Origin of the sequence: Amycolatopsis pittospori (genome assembly GCF_013870525.1) — a bacterium.
GTDB lineage: Bacteria > Actinomycetota > Actinomycetes > Mycobacteriales > Pseudonocardiaceae > Amycolatopsis > Amycolatopsis pittospori.
In genome coordinates this window covers 43,967-66,160 of the sequence record NZ_JACBXD010000033.1, presented here as the reverse complement: position 1 = coordinate 66,160, position 22,194 = coordinate 43,967, and the positions used below count along the sequence as shown (strand labels likewise).

The 22,194-nt window shown below is 68.8% G+C and carries 20 protein-coding genes; 10 read left to right on the top strand and 10 right to left on the bottom strand.

All coding sequences use genetic code 11. The features are described from left to right. The first annotated feature begins 13 nt into the window (after nt 1-13). Complete coding sequence (locus H5J31_RS20070) at nt 14-511, top strand: hypothetical protein (RefSeq protein ID WP_236005283.1); 498 nt, start codon at nt 14-16, stop codon at nt 509-511. Here H5J31_RS20070 and H5J31_RS20065 read toward each other — a convergent pair. From H5J31_RS20065 to H5J31_RS20055, 3 genes are read right to left on the bottom strand one after another with little or no spacing between them, the layout of a single operon-like run. Further along, nucleotides 508-1,827, bottom strand: a complete 1,320-nt coding sequence (locus tag H5J31_RS20065) for a tetratricopeptide repeat protein (RefSeq protein WP_236005282.1) — start codon at nt 1,825-1,827, stop codon at nt 508-510. The two genes, H5J31_RS20070 and H5J31_RS20065, sit on opposite strands and share 4 nt — an antisense overlap. Then, the gene (locus H5J31_RS20060) at nt 1,824-3,011 is read right to left on the bottom strand and encodes an ATP-binding protein (RefSeq protein WP_181774137.1); all 1,188 of its coding nucleotides are present in this window, start codon (nt 3,009-3,011) and stop codon (nt 1,824-1,826) included. The genes H5J31_RS20065 and H5J31_RS20060 overlap by 4 nt, the downstream gene beginning before the upstream one ends. After that, complete coding sequence (locus H5J31_RS20055) at nt 3,008-3,451, bottom strand: hypothetical protein (protein ID WP_181774136.1); 444 nt, start codon at nt 3,449-3,451, stop codon at nt 3,008-3,010. Before H5J31_RS20055 ends, H5J31_RS20060 begins: the two co-directional genes overlap by 4 nt. A 178-nt stretch (nt 3,452-3,629) precedes the next feature. On the opposite strand from H5J31_RS20055, the gene H5J31_RS20050 reads away from it, so the two are divergent. Next, nucleotides 3,630-3,914, top strand: coding sequence for a hypothetical protein (locus H5J31_RS20050; protein ID WP_181774135.1), 285 nt, complete (start codon nt 3,630-3,632; stop codon nt 3,912-3,914). Between the two features lie 57 nt (nt 3,915-3,971). Here H5J31_RS20050 and H5J31_RS20045 read toward each other — a convergent pair whose 3' ends face one another. Beyond that, nucleotides 3,972-4,409, bottom strand: a complete 438-nt coding sequence (locus H5J31_RS20045) for a VOC family protein (protein ID WP_181774134.1) — start codon at nt 4,407-4,409, stop codon at nt 3,972-3,974. 445 nt (nt 4,410-4,854) lie between these two features. Between H5J31_RS20045 and H5J31_RS39910 the strand changes: the two genes are divergently transcribed. The 4 genes from H5J31_RS39910 to H5J31_RS20025 all read left to right on the top strand — a co-directional run bounded on the left by H5J31_RS39910 (nt 4,855) and on the right by H5J31_RS20025 (nt 8,089). Then, nucleotides 4,855-5,613 carry an arsenate reductase/protein-tyrosine-phosphatase family protein gene (locus H5J31_RS39910; RefSeq protein WP_207898324.1) on the top strand — a complete coding sequence of 253 codons (759 nt, stop codon included), beginning with the start codon at nt 4,855-4,857 and terminating at the stop codon, nt 5,611-5,613. Further along, nucleotides 5,610-5,993, top strand: a complete 384-nt coding sequence (locus H5J31_RS20035) for a VOC family protein (RefSeq protein ID WP_181774132.1) — start codon at nt 5,610-5,612, stop codon at nt 5,991-5,993. Before H5J31_RS39910 ends, H5J31_RS20035 begins: the two co-directional genes overlap by 4 nt. Next, a complete protein-coding gene (chrA, locus tag H5J31_RS20030) occupies nt 5,990-7,174 on the top strand; it encodes a chromate efflux transporter (protein ID WP_181774131.1) in 1,185 nt (394 codons plus the stop codon). The genes H5J31_RS20035 and chrA overlap by 4 nt, the downstream gene beginning before the upstream one ends. 90 nt (nt 7,175-7,264) lie before the next feature. Further along, nucleotides 7,265-8,089, top strand: coding sequence for an SAM-dependent methyltransferase (locus H5J31_RS20025; protein ID WP_181774151.1), 825 nt, complete (start codon nt 7,265-7,267; stop codon nt 8,087-8,089). A gap of 42 nt (nt 8,090-8,131) precedes the next feature. Here H5J31_RS20025 and H5J31_RS20020 read toward each other — a convergent pair whose 3' ends face one another. Further along, nucleotides 8,132-8,524, bottom strand: coding sequence for a MerR family transcriptional regulator (locus H5J31_RS20020; protein ID WP_181774130.1), 393 nt, complete (start codon nt 8,522-8,524; stop codon nt 8,132-8,134). Nucleotides 8,525-8,582: 58 nt separating this feature from the next. Between H5J31_RS20020 and H5J31_RS20015 the strand changes: the two genes are divergently transcribed. Next, the gene (locus tag H5J31_RS20015) at nt 8,583-9,956 is read left to right on the top strand and encodes an MFS transporter (protein ID WP_181774129.1); all 1,374 of its coding nucleotides are present in this window, start codon (nt 8,583-8,585) and stop codon (nt 9,954-9,956) included. Nucleotides 9,957-10,031: 75 nt separating this feature from the next. On the opposite strand, the gene H5J31_RS20010 is transcribed toward H5J31_RS20015, so the two are convergent. Both H5J31_RS20010 and H5J31_RS20005 read right to left on the bottom strand, forming a co-directional pair. Beyond that, nucleotides 10,032-14,588: a DUF6531 domain-containing protein gene (locus H5J31_RS20010; protein ID WP_181774128.1), complete on the bottom strand. Its 4,557-nt coding sequence runs from the start codon at nt 14,586-14,588 to the stop codon at nt 10,032-10,034. Between the two features lie 565 nt (nt 14,589-15,153). Continuing rightward, the gene (locus H5J31_RS20005; protein ID WP_236005281.1) at nt 15,154-16,068 is read right to left on the bottom strand and encodes a pectate lyase family protein; all 915 of its coding nucleotides are present in this window, start codon (nt 16,066-16,068) and stop codon (nt 15,154-15,156) included. Nucleotides 16,069-16,388: 320 nt separating this feature from the next. On the opposite strand from H5J31_RS20005, the gene H5J31_RS20000 reads away from it, so the two are divergent. After that, nucleotides 16,389-18,152, top strand: coding sequence for a pectate lyase (locus H5J31_RS20000; protein ID WP_181774126.1), 1,764 nt, complete (start codon nt 16,389-16,391; stop codon nt 18,150-18,152). Between the two features lie 8 nt (nt 18,153-18,160). Here the strand turns inward: H5J31_RS20000 and H5J31_RS19995 are convergent, their stop codons facing one another. From H5J31_RS19995 to H5J31_RS19985, 3 genes are read right to left on the bottom strand one after another with little or no spacing between them, the layout of a single operon-like run. Then, on the bottom strand, nt 18,161-18,760 hold the full coding sequence (locus H5J31_RS19995; protein ID WP_181774125.1) for a TetR/AcrR family transcriptional regulator: 600 nt from the start codon (nt 18,758-18,760) through the stop codon (nt 18,161-18,163). A 28-nt stretch (nt 18,761-18,788) separates the two neighbouring features. Then, on the bottom strand, nt 18,789-19,895 hold the full coding sequence (locus tag H5J31_RS19990) for a hypothetical protein (RefSeq protein WP_181774124.1): 1,107 nt from the start codon (nt 19,893-19,895) through the stop codon (nt 18,789-18,791). Next, on the bottom strand, nt 19,892-21,385 hold the full coding sequence (locus tag H5J31_RS19985; RefSeq protein ID WP_181774123.1) for an FAD-dependent oxidoreductase: 1,494 nt from the start codon (nt 21,383-21,385) through the stop codon (nt 19,892-19,894). The genes H5J31_RS19990 and H5J31_RS19985 overlap by 4 nt, the downstream gene beginning before the upstream one ends. 98 nt (nt 21,386-21,483) lie before the next feature. On the opposite strand from H5J31_RS19985, the gene H5J31_RS40565 reads away from it, so the two are divergent. Next, on the top strand, nt 21,484-22,044 hold the full coding sequence (locus tag H5J31_RS40565; RefSeq protein ID WP_407925052.1) for an alpha/beta fold hydrolase: 561 nt from the start codon (nt 21,484-21,486) through the stop codon (nt 22,042-22,044). After that, the gene (locus tag H5J31_RS19975; RefSeq protein WP_181774121.1) at nt 22,035-22,193 is read left to right on the top strand and encodes a hypothetical protein; all 159 of its coding nucleotides are present in this window, start codon (nt 22,035-22,037) and stop codon (nt 22,191-22,193) included. Before H5J31_RS40565 ends, H5J31_RS19975 begins: the two co-directional genes overlap by 10 nt. Nucleotide 22,194: the final 1 nt, after the last annotated feature.

Sequence of the window (22,194 nt, the reverse complement as noted above, 5' to 3'; positions counted from 1 at the left end):
AACAGGGGGCACCATGTCAGGGCAGGAACCCGGGTCCGTGACGCGGCGCGGCGAGGGCCGGTCCGCGAGACGCCGAGGCCGTCGGCGTGCGGTGATGGTGTCCGTCCCGTTGCTGGTGCTGTTCGGAGCGCTGGGTGGAGCCGCGTTCATCCCCAAGGTGGCGAACCGCGTCGGCTACGCCCTGCCGGGAGAGAAAGGTCTTCCGTACCGGGTCCACTACAACGACAGGGATTACCGCAGCGACGTGACCTGTGCCGGCGCGCGATGGTGCGAAGACGATCGAACCCCTGGACAAGCGGGGCAGTACTGCACGTCTCGTGCCGGGCTCGACGGCGGGAGGGGGAACAGCGGCACAGAGCTGGTGAAGGTCGATGACGTCTTCACCCTGTTCGGACCTGCACACCCGGTGTACACGGCCGGTGTCGTCCCGCGTGGCCAGACGGCGACCACAATCGTCGTCGAGGCCTCCGCCGGCTGCTTTTTGACCTACGCCCTGATGGGTGGCCCTTAACGCAGGTCGGTCGGGGGATCCTCGGTCTTCCGGGGTGCTGGTCGCGGGTCAGGACCACCGAAGTCGGCCACCCTGTCCCAGATCCAGTCGGCCATCGACGCGGCGACGGGCTCGTCGGGTTGTCCGGGCCGACGCCGGACCAGCGCCCCGAACGCGACGGCGACCAGGTAGGACCCGGCGTCGTCGGTCATCACCTGTTCCCACGTCTCGTTCTCAGGCCAGTCCGGGTGCGCCGCCGGGTCGGCTTCGATCTCGGCGCTCATGGTGATGATCTCGGCGGCCGACATCAGGCGGAACGGCTCGGCCAGGCCCCAGGCGGAGCCGGTGCCGGGCTGCTGGCCGTCGTGCCAGGCCACCAGATCCTCCGCGACCATGGACCCGATCTTGTCGGCCTCCGGCTCATCGGAGATCGAAGCTCCTGGTCGCAGGGTGGCGCGCAGGTGGGCGGGCATCACGTCGTCCAACGCCGTCAGCGCGGAGGCCAGGTCGATGCCGAGCATCTGGTCGCGGAGCTGCCGCCACCCCAGCTCGATCACCCCGGTGCGGCGGATGTCCTCCAGGGTGATGTCCTGGTCGTGAGCGTTCTCGGCGATCCGTTGCATCGTCCGGGCCGTCTCCACCAGGTTCTGCATCTGGTCTTCGGTCGGATTCTCGCGCAGCAGCCGCAGACCGAGTCGTTCGGCGTCGGTGAACCGGTACTGCACCAGGTAGGACCAGCCGAGCAGCAGAGCGACCCAGGAGTTCGCCACATCGGCCCGGATGGCCTCCTCCGCCGCGTGGGCGAACCGGTCGGGTGGTGCGAGGCTCCCCAGCAGATACACCGCGCGTTTCCCGAGTGCCTTGGGCAGTTCGTCCGGCGTCGTCCGGGAACACAGGGCGACCGCCTCGTCGAGCCGGCGCCATCCGTCCTCGTGCTCCCCACAGAGCGCCTGGGCGGAGCCCAGTTCCATCCAGTCGTCCCACTCCTCGTGTTCCTCGGTCAGGACGGTGTGTGCCCATTGCAGTGCTCGGGGATGATCGTGTTCGGCGAACGACAAATGCCGAAGGGCACGAGCCGCGTTGATGAACTGGCGATCGCGGCGACCAGCGACTTGGAGGTAGAGACGACGCGCTTCGTCCGCCTGGCCACAGATCTCGCGGTGATTGCCGAGCAAAAGCGACACGCTGCTTCGCTCCGGCTGGGCCGCGAGCACCTGCAGCGCCAGCTCGGCGACCTTGGGATGCGCGGGCTGTGCCGCGAAGAGCTCCCAGGCCAGGTCCAGGGTCCGCTCCATCGCGTCGTCGTCATCGGAGGCCTTGCGTCCGAAGCCGTTCATCGCATTCCTCGCTTGACCCGGTAGGCCCGGAGTTGGTCGAAGGTGCCGTCGTCGACGCCGTACTCCAGCACCGGCGCCACCTGGTCGAACCAGGACGTCGTGGACGGGATGATCCCGCCGGCCGCGGCTAGCAGCGCGTCGGTGGTGACCGGCACCAGCTCGCCCTTGCTCATCGACTCGACCATCGCCTGCTGCAGCACGGTGGTCGTCAAGTGACCGAGGTCGGCACCGGAGAACCCCTCTGTCGCCGCCGCGACGGCCACGACATCGACGTCGTCGGCAGGCTTGCCCGCCAGCGCGCCCTGGACGATCGCCGCCCTGGCGACCGCGTCCGGCGGCAGCACCAGCACCGTCTTGTCGATCCGGCCCGGTCGACGCAGCGCGGAGTCGATGTCCCATGGCCGGTTCGTCGCGGTCAGGAAGTAGACCCCGTCGTTCGCGCCGGCCACGCCGTCGAGCTCCTCCAACAGCTGGGTGACGAGCATCCGCATCGACTTGGACCCGCCGCCACCGGAGGAACGCCGTCCGCCCAGCGCGTCGAACTCGTCGAAGAAGATCACACAAGGCGCTGCCGCGCGGGCATGGCGGAACACGCTCTGGATCGCCTTTTCGCTCTCCCCGATCCACTGGCTGAGCAGGTCCGCGAGGGTCACGTGGATGAAGGAAGCGCCGAGATCGCCGGCGATCGCCCTGGCGATGAACGTCTTGCCACAACCGGGTGGGCCGTACATCAGCAGGGATCCGCCGGGCTTCTGCCCGAACGCCGCCGCTAGTTCGGGATTGCGCAGCGGAGCGAGAAACGTGGTGTCCAGGTGCCGCTTGACCTCGGCGAGACCCGCGACGTCGGCCAGCGTCACCGCCGGGCGCTCGGTGTCCCACGGCGACGCTGAACCAGCGGCACCGCCGGTACGCCGGTCCTGGTCGGCCGGGGTCGGAACGGTCTCGGCGGGTGGCGGGTTCGAGGTTCGCAACCGCGTCGCCATCAGCCGGGCGCGCAGCAAGCGGATCCGCGCCGGATCACCGCCGTGGGCCTCGAACGCCGTCAGTTCGGTGGCGGCGCGGTCCGGGTCCTGCTCCAGCAGCAGCGTGATGAAGTCCTCGCGCAGCGCCAGATTGCCGGGGTCCGCCTCCACCTCGCACGCGATCACCTCGAGGAAACCGTCGCCTCGATCGGCACCGGTCATCGCGCGGCCTCTGCGATCCAGCCCTTGAGCAGACCCAGGTTCGCCAGCGGGATGTAGTGGCCGATCCGAGGATGGTCCAGCGTCACGCCGACGACGCCGGAGTCGGCGAACGCGGCGAGGTAGTCGACCGCGGCCGGCATCGGCACGCCGAACAGCGGCACCGTGTCACCTTCCGGGACGGCCAGGCCGAGGGCGCGGGCGGCTTCGTTCGCCCGCACGGCACTGCTGTAAAGGCAGATCATCGGCCCCTGCTCGGAGGCCACGGCGTAGGGACGGGGCCGGTCGGCCGGGCCGCGCGCGATGAAGAACCAGTGCTCCAAGCGGGTCACCTGCCGCCACAGCGCGATCTGCGCCGCCGTGTCTCCCGCGGGCGCTGCTTTGACCGCCTCGTCGAGACGGTCGAGTTCGGCGACCACCTCGGGGCTGTTGTCGACCGTCATTCGGTTCTCTCTCGCGTCTGAAACTTCGCTGTCGGCGGCTTCTTCTCACCTCGACCAGATCGACGCCACCTTGGCCGCCGGGTACGGATCGCACAAGGGCCGAACAGACCACACGAGCGGAGGCCTATCCGTCGATAACGGCCGACCGAGGCGACGGCGGCTGTTAGGGTCCCGGGCCATGCGGATGTGGTGCTGTGGCCTGGTCGTGGGCTTGGGAGTGCTACTCGGCGCGTGCGTCGGGGGCGGGTCCAAGACCGGCCAGGTGGTGCCCGCGACGACCGCGCGGACCCCGACGACGACGGCGACCGGTCCTCTGAAGACATCGACGTCGTCACCGCCGGAGACCCCGGCGACCACCACGACCCAGCTGACGCCGCAGACGACGAGGACCACGACTCATCGCTCCACGACGACCGCCAAGCGCCCGACGACCCCGCGCCACACCCCCACCCGGAGACGCTGACGGCCTGGCCGCCGTCGCCGGCGAACCCGGTGCGAGACGGATCTCGCCGATCGGACGTCAGTTCTTCTTCAGTTCCTCGGCGAGCATCACGATGATGCCGCTGGGACCGCGGACGTACGTGAGCTTGTAGATGTCCTCATAGGTGGCCACGTCGCGAAGTGGACGGCATCCGTGTTTCGCGGCTATCTCAAGGACTTTGTCGATGTCGTCGACCGAGAAGGCGACGCGGTGCATGCCGATCTCGTTGGGACGAGTGGGATCCGACTCGATCGCGTCGGGGTGGATGTACTCGAAGAGCTCGAGGCGACCGTGACCGTCCGGCGTCTGGAGCATCGCGATGTTGGCGTGGTTGCCATCGAGGCCGACAGCGGTGTCGGTCCACTCGCCACTGACCGTGTCACGGCCGACGACCGTGAGCCCGAGGTCTGTGAAAAAGGAGATCGCTGCTTCGAGGTCGCGAACGGTGATGCCGACGTTCTCGAGTTTGATGACCATGTGCCGCATGCTACTGAGCGGAAAGCCCTGCCTGGGTCGTGAGTGATAAGGAGGGTTATCGAGCAGAAAGGCGAAGGTGGCGTGTTCCGGTCGCCCGTACGCCGACCTCGGGTGTTGCGAAAGCCACTTCCACAACGTTGAAGGTTGCGAAAGTGGCTTTCGCAACACCCAGGACTCCGCCGCCCACGAGGACCGCAAGACCCGCGTCGAAGGGGCCTTTCTCCTCACTGTACGAGCGGAAAGTCCCCTTCACTCCGCTGATCACTGGTCCGTGAAGGCCTCCTTGAGGGACCCAGAGTCCCTCAAGGAGGCCTTCACGGACTCGGCTCACGACCCCGCTGCGAACCTCACTCTGGAGGCCTGGCCCGGTCCGCTGACGCGGTCCCGGCACCCCTGGATATATCAATACAGGTTGATGTATCGTCCGGTCGTGTCCTCCGTCGAGATGCCCGGACCGCCGCCGTTCGTACGGCTGGCGAGCGATCCGCTGCGCTGGCGGCTGCTGCGCGAGCTCGCGCACGGCGATCGCCGGGTGCGGGAGCTGGTGGAGGCGATCGGGCAGCCGCAGAACCTGGTGTCCTACCACCTGCGCAAACTGCGGGCCGCGGAGCTGGTCACCGCACGGAGGAGCAGCTTCGACGGGCGTGACACCTACTATCACCTCGATCTGCGCCAGTGCGCGAAGTCGCTGGCTTCCGCGGGAAACGCGCTGCATCCAGGCCTCGCGACGGCCACTGCGGAAGGTCGACGGGCGACTTCCCCGGTCAAGGTTCTGTTCCTGTGCACCGGGAACAGTGGCCGCTCGCCCATGGCGGAGGCGTTGTTGCGGCACCGGGCCGGCTCGGCCGTCGAGGTGTCCAGCGCCGGCAGTCGGCCGAAACCGCTGCATCCCGACGCCGTTCGCGCTCTCGCCGAACACGGGATCGCGCTTCGCCATGAACCGTCCCATGTGGACGATCTGCGCCGGAGACGCTTCCATTGGGTGATCAGCCTGTGCGACCGGGTCCGCGAGGTCCGCCCCGAATTTCCCGGGCATCCCCGGGTGATCCATTGGAGCTTGCCCGATCCGGCGCGGGAAGCCGAGGACACGGGGGAGACCTATCCGGCGTTCCAACGGCTCGCCGTCGAACTGGACCGCCGGATCGGATACCTGATCGCCCGTTTCGGCGAGCCGAATTCCCAAGATGAGGTGAAAAGAGCATGACGACGGATCTGGTGAGTGTGCGCTACCTGGTCGACGACGTCGAGGCGGCCGTCAGGTTCTATACCGGAAACCTCGGCTTCGTCGTGCGATCGAGCGTGCTGCCGGCGTTCGCCGACGTGGTGCGCGGCAACCTTCGCCTGCTCCTCAGCGGCCCCGCCAGCTCCGCCGGACGTCCGATGCCGGATGGCACGACACCCGCCCCGGGCGGCTGGAACCGCATCCACCTCATCGTCTCCGACATCGACGCCGAAGTCGATCGGCTGCGTGCGGCGGGCATCCGGTTCCGCGGCGACGTCGTCACCGGACCCGGTGGCCGCCAGATCGTGTTCGACGATCCGGCGGGGAACCCGGTCGAACTGTTCCAGCCCGCCGCCCGATGACCCAGGAGTCCACAAAGGACGAAATCGGCACGCCCGGTCTGGGAACCGTGCTGCGGGAATGGGGCAGGATCGGATGTGTCGGCTTCGGTGGCCCGCCCACCCACATCGCTCTGCTGCGGGCGTTGTGCGTGCGGCGCCGGGGATGGCTGTCGGACCAGGAGTTCGAGGACGCGATCGCCGCGTGCAACCTGCTGCCCGGTCCGGCCTCGACCCAGCTGGCCGTCTTCACCGCATGGCGGGTCCGCGGCCGGGCGGGAGCGCTCGTCGGTGGGGCGGCGTTCATCGTGCCCGGGTTGATCGTGATCCTGGCGCTGGCGGCGTTGTTCCTGACCGGGTCGCCGCCCGCGTGGGTGCGTGGGGCCGGAGCGGGGGCGGGTGCCGCCGTCGCGGCCGTGGCGGTGCACGCGGGGGCCGCGCTCGTGCCCGCGGGATGGCGACGCGTGTCCGGCCCCGGCCGAGTGCGCTGGATCCTTTACGTCGTCGCGGGTATCGCCTCCGCCGCCCTCGTCGGTCCGTGGCTGGTCCTGGTGCTCCTCGGCTGCGGCCTGGTCGAATGGACCGTGCACCGCGCCCGCCGCGGCGACACGGGCACGGCGTTGTTCGCCCTGCCCGCGCAGACCTTGCTCACCGCGACGGCGGGCGCCGGGGTGTTCGCGTCCGTCGCCTGGGTGGCGCTCAAAGTCGGGATGCTGTCCTATGGCGGCGGTTTCGTGATCATCCCGTTGATGCAGGACGACGCGGTGAACACCTACCACTGGATGACCGCCGGGCAGTTCCTCAACGCGGTCGCGCTCGGCCAGATCACCCCGGGCCCGGTGGTGCACACCGTCGCCGTCGTCGGCTACGCGGCGGCCGGGCTCGCCGGCGGGATCCTGGCGTCGGTGGTCGCCTTCACGCCGTCGATCCTGTTCGTCTTGTTCGGCGCCAAGCACTTCGACCGGCTGCGCGGCAACACAGGCGTGCGCGCGTTCCTCGACGGCGCGGGCCCGGCCGCCGTCGGCGCGATCCTCGGCTCGGCGATCCCGCTCGCGCTGAGTCTCGGCCGGCCATGGCAGTTCGCGGTGCTCGCCGGTGCCTTGATCCTGCTTTTCGTGCTGAGGCGCGGCGTCGTGACCACCCTCCTCGCCGCGGCGGGCATCGGGACCGCGCTCGCCCTGCTGGGGGTCGTCGTTCCGGGCTGATCGCCCGACCCCGGGACACGCCTGTCCGAGTGTGGGTACTGTTCGTGTGCGGGTATTCCGTTGTGCGAGGACCTGGGGATCGGGATGAGCATGGATGAGGCCGCGCGCCTGGGGGCGGCGGTGGACAAGGTTTCGGTGGGCAGGGTGTATGACTATCTGCTCGGCGGGACCCACAATTACGCCGTCGATCAGGCCTTCGCGGAGAAGCAGCTCGCGGTGTTGCCGGAGATCCGTGACTTCGCCCGGGCGAACCGGGCGTTCCTCGGCCGTGCGGTCCGGTACATGGTCGCGCGAGGGATCCGGCAGTTCGTGGACATCGGCTCGGGTCTGCCGACGCAGGGCAACGTGCACGAAGTCGCCGACGAGGTGGCCCCGGGCGAATGCCGGGTCGTCTACATCGACAACGAACCGATCGCCCGGGCACACGCGCAGATCCTGCTGGAACAGACCGCCGACCCGAACCGGCATGCCGCACTGGACGCCGACTTCTTCGACCGGGCCCGGCTGTGGGAACGCGTGATGGACACCGGGCTGATCGACCGGACCCAGCCGATCGGACTGCTGCTGGTCGCGTTGCTGCACTTCATGCCCGACGAGCAGAACCCGCATGCCGCGCTCGGCTTCCATCGCGCGATGCTGCCGCCGGGCAGCCTTCTGGCGCTGTCGCACATCCACGTCGCCCCTGAGGACGTCCGGACGCAGACCGCGGGCCGGAAGGTGGCGGAGGAGTACGGGCGGCGGACCAACCACACCGCGATCATGCGGACCCGGGAACAGATCGCCGGCTTCTTCGGCGACCTGGACCTGGTCGAGCCCGGTCTCGTATGGCTGCCCCAATGGCACCCCGAAATCGCGGGCTCGGAAGCCGACGCCAGCCGTGCCCGCGGTCTCGCCGGGATGGCCCGCATCCCCTGAGCACTTCCACGGGACCACCGAACGGAGTGGCCACCGGTTTGGTCAGCCGGCGTCGAGCAGCCGAGTGGCGGCGTGCTCGACCGAGGGCGGAGCGGTGGCGATCACCTGATCCAAGGTGCTGCGGGCGGTGGTCAGCTCGATGATCGCGGCACTGAGCCGGGCACGTTCCCGATGAAGGTCCACCAGCAGCTCGGGGCAATCGGCGATGAGCCGCCCGTCCGCGGAAGCCATACAGGGCAGCAGATCGGCGATCGTGCTGGTGGACAGACCCGCGGCGAGCAGGTTGCGGATGTGCTCGACGGTCGTTACATCGCCCTCGGCGTACACGCGATAACCGCTCGGGAGCCGCTCCGGCCGTAGTAGTCCTTGCTCCTCGTAGTAACGCAGCAGGCGTTGGCTGACACCGGTCCTGCGTTCCAGCTCGCTGATGCGCACGGCCCCTCCGAAACTCACGCTTGACTCTCACATCCATGTGAGACTTTAGCTTCATCGTATGTCCGATCGACAACTCGAAATCTCCGCCGGGCCACGCGAATGGCTCGGGCTCGCCGTACTCGTGCTCCCGACCGCGCTGTTGTCCATGGACGCCACGGTGCTCTACCTGGCGCTGCCGAGTCTCGCCGCCGACCTGGCCCCGACCCCCGGCCAGTTGCTGTGGATCTCCGACGCCTACGGCTTTCTGGTCGCCGGTTTCCTCGTCACCATGGGCACGCTGGGCGACCGCGTGGGCCGGCGCCGTCTGCTGCTGATCGGAGCGGCCGCCTTCCTGGTCGTATCGGTGCTGGCGGCCTACGCGCCCTCGGCCGAACTGCTCATCGTCGCCCGTGGACTGCTCGGCCTCGCCGGTGCCACCCTCATGCCGTCCACCCTCGCGCTGATCGGGAACATGTTCCGGGATCCGCGCCGGCGCGGTGTCGCGATCGGACTGTGGTCCGCGGGCCTGTCCGCCGGAGTGGCGCTCGGCCCGGTGGCGGGCGGACTGCTGCTCGAATGGTTCTGGTGGGGCTCCGTGTTCCTGCTCGCCGTCCCGGTGATGGTCCTGCTGCTGATCACCGGGCCGATCCTGCTGCCGGAACACCGCGACCCCGACCCCGGGAAGCTGGACCTGGCGAGCGTGGCCCTTTCCCTGGCGACGGTGCTGCCGGTCGTCTACGGCATCAAGCACCTCGCGGAGGGCGGATCGGTACTGCCGGGTGGGATCGCCCTGGTGCTAGGCGTGGCCGCCGGGACCGTGTTCCTGCGACGGCAGCGGCTGCTGAGCCCGCCGCTGATCGACCTCCGGTTGTTCGCCGCCCGGCCGTTCCGGAACGCGCTGCTGGTGCTGCTCGCCGCGCTCGCCTGCGTCGCCGGGATCTACCTGTTCGCGGCGCTCTACCTTCAGCAGGAGGCCGGGTTGTCCCCGATCGAGGCCGGGATGTGGCTGGTGCCCTCCGCGGTGGCGATGATCCTCACGTCGGTCGCGGCGCCCTCACTGGCCCGCCGGATCCCGGTCCACCGCCTGCTCGCGTCGTCACTCGTGGTGTCGGCTCTCGGTTTCGGCGTGCTGGCCTCGACCCCGGACGAACAGGGGATCGCCCCACTGGTCACCGGTCTCGTGCTGATCTACCTCGGCCTCGGGCCGGTGATGGCACTGAGCACGGACGTCGTGGTCGGCGCGGCGCCACCCGACCGGGCCGGTGCGGCATCGGCGTTGTCGGAGACCAGCGTGGAGTTCGGGCTGGCACTCGGGGTGGCGGTCCTCGGCAGCGTCGGTACGTTCGTCCAGCGCGGGCACGGTTTCACCACCGGGCTCGCCGTGGTCGCGACGATCGGTGTGGCCGTATTCGTCGGCCTCGCGATACTCGTATCCCGGCGTCCGGCGACCTGACCTCTCGCGGGGAAGAGGTCGAAGGTGACGGACCGGGGCGAGTCGGCCCCCGCGTGGCGCGGCAGCCCGGAACGATCACTTGGTGTGCCGGTAAGGGCGCGTGTGACCGGTTTCGGCGTTGTGCTTGGTGATGTGGTCGATACCGCTCGCCTCGAGCCTCGGATACTCGGTCACCTTGAAGACGTTGTCCTCCCGGCGGTGCGGGTAGATGTCGTGCCCCTTGCCCGGCCAGCTGGGGAAGACGACGTGAGTGTCCTGATTGGAGTTCTTCGCGAAGGTTTCGGAGACGTAATCCCATTTCGCTTGGACGAGCGGCTTGTTCGGGTCGTCGGGCTTGTTGATCCAACCGGGCATCCGCACACCGTTGTCCCGGAGAGTCCCTTCGAGCGTGTTGCCACCGTTCTGCTTCGCGATCTTGGTGGCCTTCTCTTCGACCGAACCAAGGTACTCGTCGGCTTCACCGCGTTTGCGCTTCATGGTGCCGCCGGACCAGAAGAAGTGCTTGTCGGCCTTCAGCATGTCGTCGAGTTTCGGCTTGAACTTGTCGAACTCCTCTTTGGACATCTTGTCGACGCGGTATTGGTGCCCCCTCGGGCTCCTTCGCGGTGGCTGTTGTCCCCTGGTGCCCACCGGCTGGGGCCGCGTCTGCCTGCCCGGCCCGCTCCTGCCGCAGCGGCCGGTGAGGCCGAGCGGGTCGGCGTCGAGCAGGGGCTGCTCGACGTAGCCGACGGGGTTGGGCGCGGCGGCGAGCCCGAGCGGGTCCTGGCTGAGGTAGCGCGTGGTCTGGGGGTCGTAGTACCGGAAGACGTTGTAGTGCAGCCCGGTCTCCTCGTCGCGGTGCTGGCCGGGGAACGCCAGCGGCATCGCCGCGACGTCGGCGCCGGGCAGCGGCGCGCCCCAGAGACTGCTGCGGTCCTGCCAGACCAGCGTGCCGTGCTCGTCGAGCAGTTCGGTCGGTGTCCCCGCGGGCGAAGTGATCACCGCACGGAACAGGGCCTTGCCGACGTCGCCGGTGTGCTCGATCTGCACGACGGGGCGATCGTCGTCGTACCGCTCCCACGTGAGGAACCGGTAGGACCCGTCGGCGGGGTGGTATTCCATCCGCTCGACGAGGTTCATCTCGCTCCACAGGAAGCGGACGTCGACGGTGAGCTCGGGTTCGCCGTCGGGGCCGGTCGTCCAGCGGCGTTTGGCGAACCGCCGCCCGATCGGGTCGTAGTGGTAGGTCCAGAGCGCGCCGTCGGGCGTGCGCGCGGAACGCAGCCTGTCGAGGTGGTCCCATTCGTAGACACAGGACCGGTCGCCGTGGCGCAGACCGGTGACCCTGCCCTGCTCGTCGGCGCCGTACTGGGTCGCACCGACAGAGGCGAGCTGGTTGCGTTCGTAGGTCCGCGGTCCTGTCGCGCCCGAGGTGATGTTGCCCGCCGCGTCCCGGGTGAACCGTTCGACACCGGCCGGCCCGCGCGCCTCGCTGACCCGGCCGGCGCTGTCGAAGGAGAGCAGCCAAGGCCGGATCGCGTCGTCGACGGCGGCGAGCCTGCCGTCCGGGCGGTAGCCGTAGGTGCGCGGGCCGACGCCCGCGATCTCCTCTTCGGCGAGCCGGTCTTCCGCGTCGAACCGCCGCCGGAGGATCACGGCGCCGTCGACGCTGCGCGTGATCTCGCGTTCGGCGTCGTCGTAGGCGAACGCGACTTCGTGGCCGGCGATCCGCAGCGACCGCGGCAGGTTCGACTCGGTGAAGCGCCACTCACTGTCCACACCGGACGATGTCCGGCGGACGAGCGTCTCGCCGTCCTGGCGCCAGCACACGCCGAGCCCGTTGATCGTGTCGGCGATGATCGTGTCGGAACCGTCGCGGCGGATCTCGACCCGGGACTCGGCGTTCTCGGCGACGGTCAGCCTGCCGAGCGCGTCGTATTCGTACAGCGTGATGTCGTCGAGGGTGCGCCGTGCCACGACGTTGCCCTGAAGGTCGTAGTCGTACTCGGTCGCCTGACCCAGGCCGTTGGTCATGCGGCGCAGCTGGCCCGCCACGTCGTAGGCATAGGTGATCCTGCGACCGTCGTAGTCGATCTCCTCGGCGAGCCTGCCCGCGGCGTCGTGGACGTACTGCCAGGTGAAGCCGTTCGGGTTGGTCACCGAGGTGAGCCGCAGTTCGCCGTCGTAGGTGAAGAGCGTGCGCCCGCCGGCGGCGTCGGTCTCCTCCGTCACGAGACCGAACGGGCCGTACTTGCGGCGCCGCGCCGCGCCCGTCGCGTCGCGGTGCTCGACGACCTGGCCTTCCGCGTCGTACACCCACGTTTCGCGATCGCCGTGCGGCCCGAGCCGCCAGGCACGGTGGCCGTCGGCCGTCCAACCGAGCGTCGCCGAGCCACCGGAAGCCGTGTGCACGAGGCGAGGACGGCCGAACAGGTCGCGATCGCCGGGGCGAGCCGTCCGGTCCGTCACCGGGTCGTCGTCGAGCGGGTCGGGCGCGTCGGGGATGTCCAGCCGCGGCCCGGTGCCGACGAGCGTGGTGGCCGGGTCGAACTCGGGGACCACTCGCTCGACCCGGTTCTCGCCTTCGCCCGCCCACAGCCGGACCTCGCCGTCGGCGGCCGGTGCCACCCGCACCTTGGCGTCCCCGGGGCGATCAACGGCCACCAGCTCACCGTCATCGTCGTACTCGTAACCGGTTTCCCGGCCGAGTTCGTCCACTTGGGACAGTAGTTCGTCGCGCCGGTTCCACGCGTAGCGCCGGGAGTTGCCCAGCGGGTCGATGCGTTCGATCAGCTGCTTGGCGTCGTTGAGGCGGTAGATCCAGGTGTGGCCGACAGCGTCGGTGTGCCGGGTCGTGCCGGGCTCGTAGACGAAGGTCGCGTTGTAGAAACCGTTCGCCCCCACGGCGCGGACACAGCGGCCGGCGTCGTCGTAGACATAGCGGTACCAGGTACCGGTGCGGTCCTGCCAGCCGACGAGCCGGTGGCTGAAGTCGTAGTCGAGGGCCATGGGGCGGCCCGCGAAGTCGATGACGGTGCTCAGCTGGCCATGCCGGTTGTACGAGAACTGCACCAGCGGTGGCTGTTCCGGAGCCCCGAGCGCGACGATCCGCCCGTTCGCGGTGCCGATCGTGAGCTCGACGCCGTCGTCGCGGCGGAGTTTCGCGGGCGTTCCGTCGACGGCGTAGGCGATCTCGGTGCGGCCGCCGCCCTGCTCGATGGCCGTGAGCGGCAGGACGCCGGTGGCGCCGGCGAAGTGCAGCTCACGATCGCCGATCGACAGCCGGTAGCCGTCCGCCGCGCGGCGCAACCGGTGGCGCGGACCCTGCGCCGGCAGCACGGGTTCGTTGGCGGGAACCGGATAGTCCAGCACCATCCCGTCCTCGGCATAGAACCGGATCCGGTCGCCTGCGAACTCCAGCCGCTGGTCCAAAGTGGACGTCCATGATGGACCGAACCAGCGGCCCGCGGTGTAGGACGACAGATGCGTGCGGGAGATCTCCAGGTCCGCCGCGTCACCGCGCAAGGTCACGTCGACCTGCGTCATGACGACCTCGCCGGTCGCGATGTCGACCGGGTCGCCGCAGTAGTTCTTGGAATCCGACGACGTCGAGCGGTCGCCGTTTCCGTCCTTCTTGGTGGAGTCGTTGCCGCTGCCGCCCCGGTCGCGGGTGCCGCCGCCGGTGCCGCTGGTGTTCGTCTGGTCGGTGTCGTTCTTGGTGTTGTTCTTGTCGTTGGTGTTGTTGCCGGTGCCACCCTTGTCGTTGCCGCCGTCGTGCTTGCCGTTGTTGTCGGCGCCGGAGGCGGACGTGCCTTCGTCGTCCTTGTCCTTCTTGCCGTCGAGCCCGCGGTCGCCACCGCCGTCCTTGGTCTTGACCGGGGGCGGGGCGTCCACCTTGCCGCCCTGGATCTTGCGCATGGCCTTGGCGGCGTCGTCGAAGAGCGTGTCGGCCCTCTTGAGCAGCGGCATCAGGGCCTTGAGTGCCTTGACGAGCTTGGTGGTGAGGTCGGCGATCTTCGAGGCGGTCTTGGCGACCGCGGTCACGACCTGCGGCACCACCCAGGTCAGGCCGATGCCGAGGGTGAACAGGACCTGCAACGCCCAGCTGATGAGATGGCCGACGAGTTCGGCGATGATGTCGCGGACCAGGGTACGGACGGCGGCGACGACCTCGCCCGCGGTCTTGACACCGCTGGAGGCTCCTTCGCAGCCCTTCTGCGCGGCCGTCAGGAGAACGACCATGTCCTTGGTCCGCTCGCGGTACCGGTCGGCGGCGTCCCCGGTCCACGACTGCAGGTCGGCCTCGACCATGCCGGACAGATCCGTGCCGATGGCGCCGAGTTCCTTGGCGGCGTTGGCCCAGGTCTCGGACTGTGCCTTGATCTGATCGGCGTCGCCGGTCAGGGCGTCGAGTGCGTCGGAGAGCGGGCCGACGTGCTCCAGCAACCACCCCACCCCCGCGGCGAGGATCGACCCGAAAGGATCCATCGCCATCGACAGCGCGTCGAGAGCCGTCCCGACGGCGCCCATCGCGACCGCGGCCCAGTCGCCCTTCTCGATGCCTTCTTTGAGGTCGTTCGCCGACTCCAGCAACGGAACGCCCGAGAAGCCCTTTGTGGAGTCCTGACGTTCAGCGACCAGCGGATTCGCCATGGTGCGATGTCTTCTTCCTCGGGAGCTCCGACGCCTGCGTGCCGTGCCATTCTTACCACCGCCGCGAGCGCCTCCCCGGCAGGCGGGAAGACTTTGCCCACAGAACGGTGATGACGGCCCGAAGGGTCGTGGCGGGGCGGTCCCCGGTCGCCGGTCCGATCGCGACCTTACGAGGCGACGCCCCGACGAAGCTGTGTGGAAATAGGGACACTCAACGTCCCTATTTCCACACACCCCCACGACCCTGCGCCTGACGAGGACCGAAGGCGTCCTTCGTCGCGTCAGGCGCAGCGAAGGAAGCCCTTCACGGACTTCGGCCCCGCCCACGAACATGGCACGGTCGACGTCCCGTCACCGACCCGAATCGCCACTCACGACCACCCCGACCCCGCGCTTTCCGGTGTCCTGGTCGCCTGAAGTACACGAAAGGGGCCTTCACGCGAGATCGGTGTGAGAGGCGGGGCAGCCGAGGCCGCAGGCGTGTGTTCCAGGTCCGTGAAGGACTCCTTGAGGGACCCAGAGTCCCTCAAGGAGTCCTTCACGGACTTCGGGCGCCGTGAACGCGTCAGGGCTGGATCTTGCCCGCCCCGGCTCCGGCGGTCACGCTGCCCTTCACCGCGCTCGCGGACTCGAGGCTGTACGAGTACGGGATGGTCGCCACCGACCCGCTCGCCTGCGGTGAACCGGATCCGGTGAAGAGGTTGCCGCGTTGCACCAGGGTGCCCGCCGGCGAACCGGCGTAGCCGACCAGCGTCGGCTCGTCGACGTTGTCGAAGTGGTTGTTCTCGACCAGTACGCCGCCGCTGTAGGTGGACGCGACGCCGTACTCGTTGTCCCGGTAGTAGTTGTTGAACACGTGCACGGGATTGGCGAAGCGCACGCGGGGATGCCGCGTCCCGGAACCGTCGAAGTAATTGTGGTGATAGGTCACCCGCAATTTGCCGCGATCCTGGCTCCCGTTGTCGTCACTGTGTCCGAGAAGCATCGATTTGTTGTGTCCGTACACGCGGTTCCAGGAAACCGTGATGAAATCCGAGGCACGTTTGATGTCGACGGCGCCGTCGTACCCGTTGGTGAAGGTGTTGTGGTCGACGACCACGTTGGTCGAGGCCTTTTCGATGTTGATCGCGTCGTCGTCCCAGTCCCGGAAGGACAGGTTCTGGATCACCACGTCCTTGGAGCCGCTCAAGGTCAGGCCGCAGCCGTCGATCGTCGCGCCGGAATTGCCGAGGATGGACTTGTTCGACCCCACTTTGAGCATGCCGGAGCAGGAAATGGTGCCGGCGACCCGGATCACCGCCGCGGTGGTCCCGCTGATCGCCGAGCTCAGCGCGGACGCCGAGGTCACCGTGACCGGCGACGCGCCACCGCCGCCGGTGGTGCCGCCGTTCTGGCTCGCCCAGCCGATCGGCGCGGCCAGTGCGGAGATCTCCGCGTTCGCGCCGGTGGTCGCCACGGTCGCGGAAGTGATTACGGTCAAGGCCAGAATCGAAAGAAATCGTGAAGGACGCAAAGTCATTTCGCCGCCTCCTTGCGGTCGAGAAATGTGAATGTCCTCAAAGGATTGAATCCCGGGATCCGGGCCGAACGGCGCCGAGAACAGGAGACCAACGAACCGGCGCGGCGTCAACCGTCGAATGCCGATTCGCGATTCACGCTGGTGAATCGCGAGGCCAGGCGCACCGTGGTTCGCCGATATTGCTCCGGACGGACGAAGCGGTCTTGACGGGAGCGCTCCCAGGTATCACGATGCGTTTACAAATGTGGACGTCGTTCAGATATGTGAATCGAGAGGCGAACATGACCCTCACACGCCGCGGATTCGGACTCCTCGCCACCGCCGTGCCGGTGGCCGTTCTCGCCGGCGGGCACCGGCCCGCTCAGGCCGCCGGGCCCGGAATCCCGGACGCGATGCGCCGGGCCGCGGCCTACTTCGACGAGCAGCTCTCCTATCGCGGCGCCTACGTCTGGAGCTACCTGCCGGACCTGTCCCAGACCTGGGGCGAGATGGCGGCCCGCCGCACCATGTGCTGGGTGCAGCCACCGGGTACGCCGTCGATCGGGCACAGCCTGCTCGACGCCTACCACGCGACCGGTGACGAATCCTTCTACCGCGCGGCTTCTCGCACCGGCCTCGCCTTGGCGGCCGTCCAGTTGCCGAGCGGCGGCTGGAACTACGTGCACGACTTCGCGGGGACGAAGTCGCTGCGGAAGTGGTACGACACCGTCGGCGCGAACGGCTGGAGGCTGGAGGAATTCCAGCACTACTACGGCAACGCGACCTTCGACGACGCCGGTACGTCCTCTGCGGCACAGCTCATCCTGCGCCTCTATCTCGAACGCGGCGACCATCGGCTCCGCGCGGCCCTCGACCGCGTCCTCGGGTTCGTGGTGAAGGCGCAGATCCGCGGTGGCATCGCCGACGGCGGCTGGCCACAGCGCTTCCCCCGGTTCTCCGGAGCGGTGAAGGACACCCCGTGGCCCGACGTGCTGCCATCATGGCTGCCCGACGACATCCGGCACGGTATGGAGGACGGCGACTACACCGGCCACGTCACGTTCAACGACGACGTCCTCGGCGAGAACATCAAGTTCCTGCTGATGTGCATGTCCACTTTGGACAAGCCGGGGCTGGCCGAGCCGATCCGGCGCGCGATGGGCTGCTTGCGGCGGCTGCAGCAGCCGTGGCCGCAGGCGGGCTGGGCGTTGCAGCACCTCGCCGAGGCGGCGGGCGGAAGGCCTGCCGGTGCTCCGGCGGGCGCACGCTCCTACGAACCCCGCGCCCTGGCCACGCACACCACACAGACCAATGTGCAGCAGCTGTTCCACTACTTCCGGCTCACCGGCGACCACGGCTTCCTCGAACGAGTTCCCGAAGCCATCGCGTGGTTGGACAGCTGCCGGCTCACCGCACGGCAACTCGCCGAGAACCCGTTGCTGGCCGGGCGAACCCATCCCACCTTCGTGGATCTGGGAACCAACAAGGCGCGTTTCGTACACCGCTTCGGCTCGAACATCCGCAACGGCGCCTACTACACCGACAACGACCACCGCGCGACGCTGAGCCACTATTCCGGCGGCCGCGCGATCGACACCGCCGCCCTGCGCGCGACGTACGAACAACTGCGGGCGCTCACCCCGGCGCAGGTCGCCGACCTGAAGGCGCGTTCGCCGCTCAGCGGCGTCCGGGTTCCGCTCCCTCGGTACTTCACCCCGCGCGAGCCCCAGCTTTCCGACCTTTTCCTCGGCGCGCCCCAGCAACTGCCGGTCGTGTCGGACGAGGAGGCGGCGGCGCTGGTCGGCGGGCTCGGCGACAACGATTACTGGCTGACCCCGGCGGACGCGGTCACCAACCCGTATCGCGGTCCCTCCCCGGCCACGCCGTACCTCGGCAAGGCGTACATGAGCAAGCACGTGGGGGACCTGTACGACACCTCGCCTTACGACCCGCTCACCCCACCCGAGGAGCCGCCGTACCTGCCGAAGGACCGGCCGCAGGTGATCAGCGGCAGTACCTATGTGGCCAACATGGGCAAGCTGATCGCCTGGACCGCGGCCCGCTGAGCAGATGGTCAGGCGCGGAGAGCCGGTCCGATCCAGCGGCGGACGAGAGTGCGCAGCCCGTCGTCGGTGAGAGCCGGTGTCGAGGGGTAGTGCAGGAACGAGAGGAAGAGCCGCATCAGGATTTCGGCGAGCCCTTCGAGGTCTTCGTCGGAGGTGACGCCGACGGCGGTCCAGTCGACCGGCAGGTTGCGGAGGATCCGCGCGCCGAGGGCGAAGGCCGGGGGAGACGCGACTTCGGTGGTGAAGAAGTCGGTTTCACCCGCCTCCAGCAGCAGGCCGAGATAGGGCTCCTCGGGGAGGGCCCGGACCGCGAACACCACGGATTCCACCGCCGCGTCTTCGGCGCTGCCGAACGAGGCCAGGTGGCGTTCCATCCGGCCGGCGAACTCCTCGACACCGGCCAGGGCGACGGCGCGGAGGATGTCCGCCAGACGGGGGAAGTAGCGGTAGACGGTCTGCCGGGTCACGCCGACCTCGGCGGCGACGTCGGAGAGGCTGGTCTTGGCGAGCCCGACCCGGTCGATGCAGGCCGTCGCCGCCTCGACGATCCGGCGGCGTGCCTCGTCCTCAGTGCGGGGCGGGTCGCCCTGCCATCCGTGGTGCCCCATGCGCTCCATCTTCCCCGAGGGGAACACCTCAGACGGTGGCAGGTGCCTTCCGGCGCAGTGCGCCCAGCAACAGACCCGCGCCGACGAAGCAGACGAGCGCGTACGGGCCGCTTCCGATCGGGGTGCCGTCATCGGTGACGCCGTTCTCCGCGGAGAGGTACGCCGGCAGGGCACTGAGCCAGAACGCGGCCATCCCGACCAGGTAGACGGCGGGATAGAACCTGGCGAAGGCGGACAAGGGTTCGGCTCGTCCGCTCTCCGGGGATCGCAGGTGAGAGACGACGATCCAGGCACCGGCCACCCAGAGCAGGGCCAACTCGGCTCCGAGGACCCAGGCCTGCGCGGTCGTATTCGGATCGTCGCCGCCGAAGAAACTGGAGGGAATACCGGCGATCGCCATGGTCGGCGGAGTGAGTACGCCGGCCACCAGAGTGCGCAGCACCAGGGACCGGCCACGGCGCGGTCCGCCGTCCGCGGCGGGGCTCCCGGTCAGGCGTACGACCAGGTAGGTCATGGCTCCCATCGAGACGGAGGCGAAGAGCAGCATGCTGTTCAGGGGCACCGACGCCAGCGCGGGATGGTTGACGATGTGGTTGTCCCCGTTCCAGGCCCACCATTTCAGTTGCGGGCCAAGGTGATCGAAGACCTCGTAGAACACCTGACAGGCGAAGGCGACGGCCACGGACCCGGACAGCGCGCCACGGCTCCGGAAAATCCCGAGTGAGCGCACGAGTTCGTAGGCGAGCTGACTGATCACCGGGTAGAACGCGATGATGTAGAGCGGCAGCCGGTCCGCCATGAACTGCACGGTGAACTGGTTGTGGGCGAAGATGAAGCCGTACCGCTGTTCGAGCCCGAACCACTCCGGGAAGTACAGCGGCGGCTCGATCACGAAGAGATAGATCAGCGAGGCGAACCACAGCGCGAGGTTGGTCGGATCGCCGCCGCGGTGCCGTCGGACGGCGTGGACCAGCGCGAAAACGGCGCCGCCGATGATGAGCAGTTCGAGTAACGGCATCGTCGGATGGCCGAGATCCCACGGGAAACGGAGCGAGACGACGGGGGAGACGTCGTGGCAGTCGAAGCCGAGGTCACGCGTGACGGCTTCCGCTTCCGGCCCGCAGACCGCGCTCATCGCGCGGCGGCCGGTGCCGGGGCGGCGCTTTCCGGTGAGTAGTCGGTGGCGGGCGGATCGGCCCGCGGGTCGAATCCGAAGGGAACGCGGTGCCTGCCCAGCGCCGCGCGCACGCGGTAGCGCGCGAGACCCCAGAGCACGCGCGGGTTTCGCAGCATGTCGCCCAGTGATTCGTCGAGATTGAACACCTTGGCGAAATGCTCGTCGACCACCGCGTCTTCGCGTGCGGCACCGACGATCAGGCTGAACGCCGGACCGGAAACGGCCGCGAGGACGCGACGTCGCCACTCGGGCGGCTTCTCGGTGCCCACCGCGCATTCGTAGCCCTGGTCTCGGGCCATCGCCAGGCGCCACGGAACGCTGAGCAGTCTGCGTTGCGCCACAAGGAATCGTGCGGAGAATCTGGCGTCGAGCCGGTCGGCGCGGTCGAGGTGCTCGCGCAGCAGCAACGCCGAGCCCGCCGCGGAGCTGATGCCCTGCGCGTAGAACGGGTTGAAGGCGCAGATCGAGTCGCCGACGAACACCAGACCCTTCGGGGGAGTGCGCAGCTTGTCGTAGCGGCGCCATTTGTTGCCGGTCGACCGCGTCAGGTGCACCTCCGACGTGGGAGCGCACCGGTCCATCGCGCCGGCGAACAACGGCGTCCGGACCCGGCGGGCCGACTCGAGGAACGCGTCGGTGGTGCGAGGCATTTCGATTCCCCAGGAGCCCATGCAGGCGATCGCGCGGTCCCCTTCGATCGGGAAGAAGTTCACCAGGAACTCGTGCTCGGCGGGGTGTTCGCCCTTGTCCGGCGTCGGCATGATCACCAGGTGACGCCACCACCAGGACGGGGGCCGCTCCGCCGGAGAGGGCAGGTCGTACCAGCGCGAGGTGTAGGTGACCTTGGCGTCGAGGGTCTGGACCTCGGGCTCGGGCCAGCCCGCGGCGACCAGCCAGCCGCCGACGGAGGAGCCGCGGCCCATCGTGTCCACCACGAAGTCGGCATCGATGTGCTCGTCGCCGTCGGACGTGGAGAAGTCGACGCCGGTGACCTCGCCACCGGGAGTGCCGCCACCCCGGACGGTCAGGCCGTTCACCGCGACACCTTCGCGGATGACCACGTTGGCCAGGCCTCGAACCTTGTCGCGCAGGACGCGTTCGATGAGGATCCGCGAGCTGTAGATCATCGTCATCGTGCCGCGTTTGCGCGCCGACCAGCCTTCGCCATCGAGGTAGGCGGCGTCCATGGACGGCATCAGATGCAGTCCGCCCGCGGCGATGAGGTCGTCCTCGAAACCGGGGAAGAGCGCTCCGATCGCGCGACGGCCGGAGTTCAGCAGGAAATGCGGATGTTTGCTCTGCGGTACCCCGCGCCGATGTTCGGCCTCCGCGGGGAGTTCGTCGCGTTCCAGCACCAGCACCTGGTCGAAGTGCGGTGCGAGCGCGCCCGCGGTGCACAGACCGGCGGCGCTGCCACCCAGGACGACGGCGGTAGTGCCGAGCCGCATACGGATCAACTCCCCACGTCATTCATACAAAGTGGCGCTGACTGTATGAATGACGGCCGGTGCGTGTCAAGGAACCGGTTAACGGACAAAATGGGTCCATGGCACGGTCCGCGCCCACGTTGCTGCTTGTTCACAGCCCGCTCGTAGGCCCGTTGACCTGGGAGTCAACGGCGACATGTCTGCGGGACGAGGGATGGAGCGTCGTCGTGCCCTCGCTGACGGCCGTCGTCGAAGATGGCCCGCCCTACTATCGGAAATTCGCTGAGTCGGCGGCACGCGCGCTCGATTCCGGCGGACCCGTGGTGCTCGTCGGCCACAGTGGTGCCGGGGCTTTGCTGCCCGTCATCGCCGAGGTGGCGGGAGACGATGTCCGCGGCGCCGTCTTCGTGGACGCGCTGCTGCCGCATCCGGGGAGAGCAGCTGGTTCGACACCGCCCCCGCTCATCTCCGTGAGCAGCTGGCCGAGCTGGCCCGGGACGGCCGGCTTCCGCCGTGGAACGAGTGGTTCCCCGCCGAGACTCTCGTCGCGTTGGTTCCCGACCCGTTGTTGCGCAGGAGATTCATCGCCGAGCTTCCGAGGGCGCCGTTGGCCTGCTTCGCGGAACCGGCGCCGGATCCGGCAGGGTGGTCTGACGTCCGCTGCGCTTATGTGCGGTTGAGCGAGGCGTACGACGGCCAAGCGGACGAGACCGAACGCCGAGGCTGGTGGGTGCGGCGCGAGAACGCGGATCACTTGGCACCACTTACGGATCCGGCCCGGATCGCCGAGGTGATCACGCGAGCGGCCGCCGAGGTCGCCGCTGCGTGAT

Coding starts and splice junctions, on each gene's coding strand:
- H5J31_RS20070 (WP_236005283.1), top strand. CDS start 14: ATGTCAGGGCAGGAACCCGGGTCCGTGACGCGGCGCGGCGAGGGCCGG.
- H5J31_RS20065 (WP_236005282.1), bottom strand. CDS start 1,827: ATGAACGGCTTCGGACGCAAGGCCTCCGATGACGACGACGCGATGGAG.
- H5J31_RS20060 (WP_181774137.1), bottom strand. CDS start 3,011: ATGACCGGTGCCGATCGAGGCGACGGTTTCCTCGAGGTGATCGCGTGC.
- H5J31_RS20055 (WP_181774136.1), bottom strand. CDS start 3,451: ATGACGGTCGACAACAGCCCCGAGGTGGTCGCCGAACTCGACCGTCTC.
- H5J31_RS20050 (WP_181774135.1), top strand. CDS start 3,630: ATGCGGATGTGGTGCTGTGGCCTGGTCGTGGGCTTGGGAGTGCTACTC.
- H5J31_RS20045 (WP_181774134.1), bottom strand. CDS start 4,409: ATGGTCATCAAACTCGAGAACGTCGGCATCACCGTTCGCGACCTCGAA.
- H5J31_RS39910 (WP_207898324.1), top strand. CDS start 4,855: ATGCCCGGACCGCCGCCGTTCGTACGGCTGGCGAGCGATCCGCTGCGC.
- H5J31_RS20035 (WP_181774132.1), top strand. CDS start 5,610: ATGACGACGGATCTGGTGAGTGTGCGCTACCTGGTCGACGACGTCGAG.
- chrA (WP_181774131.1), top strand. CDS start 5,990: ATGACCCAGGAGTCCACAAAGGACGAAATCGGCACGCCCGGTCTGGGA.
- H5J31_RS20025 (WP_181774151.1), top strand. CDS start 7,265: ATGGATGAGGCCGCGCGCCTGGGGGCGGCGGTGGACAAGGTTTCGGTG.
- H5J31_RS20015 (WP_181774129.1), top strand. CDS start 8,583: ATGTCCGATCGACAACTCGAAATCTCCGCCGGGCCACGCGAATGGCTC.
- H5J31_RS20010 (WP_181774128.1), bottom strand. CDS start 14,588: ATGGCGAATCCGCTGGTCGCTGAACGTCAGGACTCCACAAAGGGCTTC.
- H5J31_RS20000 (WP_181774126.1), top strand. CDS start 16,389: ATGACCCTCACACGCCGCGGATTCGGACTCCTCGCCACCGCCGTGCCG.
- H5J31_RS19995 (WP_181774125.1), bottom strand. CDS start 18,760: ATGGGGCACCACGGATGGCAGGGCGACCCGCCCCGCACTGAGGACGAG.
- H5J31_RS19990 (WP_181774124.1), bottom strand. CDS start 19,895: ATGAGCGCGGTCTGCGGGCCGGAAGCGGAAGCCGTCACGCGTGACCTC.
- H5J31_RS19985 (WP_181774123.1), bottom strand. CDS start 21,385: ATGCGGCTCGGCACTACCGCCGTCGTCCTGGGTGGCAGCGCCGCCGGT.
- H5J31_RS40565 (WP_407925052.1), top strand. CDS start 21,484: ATGGCACGGTCCGCGCCCACGTTGCTGCTTGTTCACAGCCCGCTCGTA.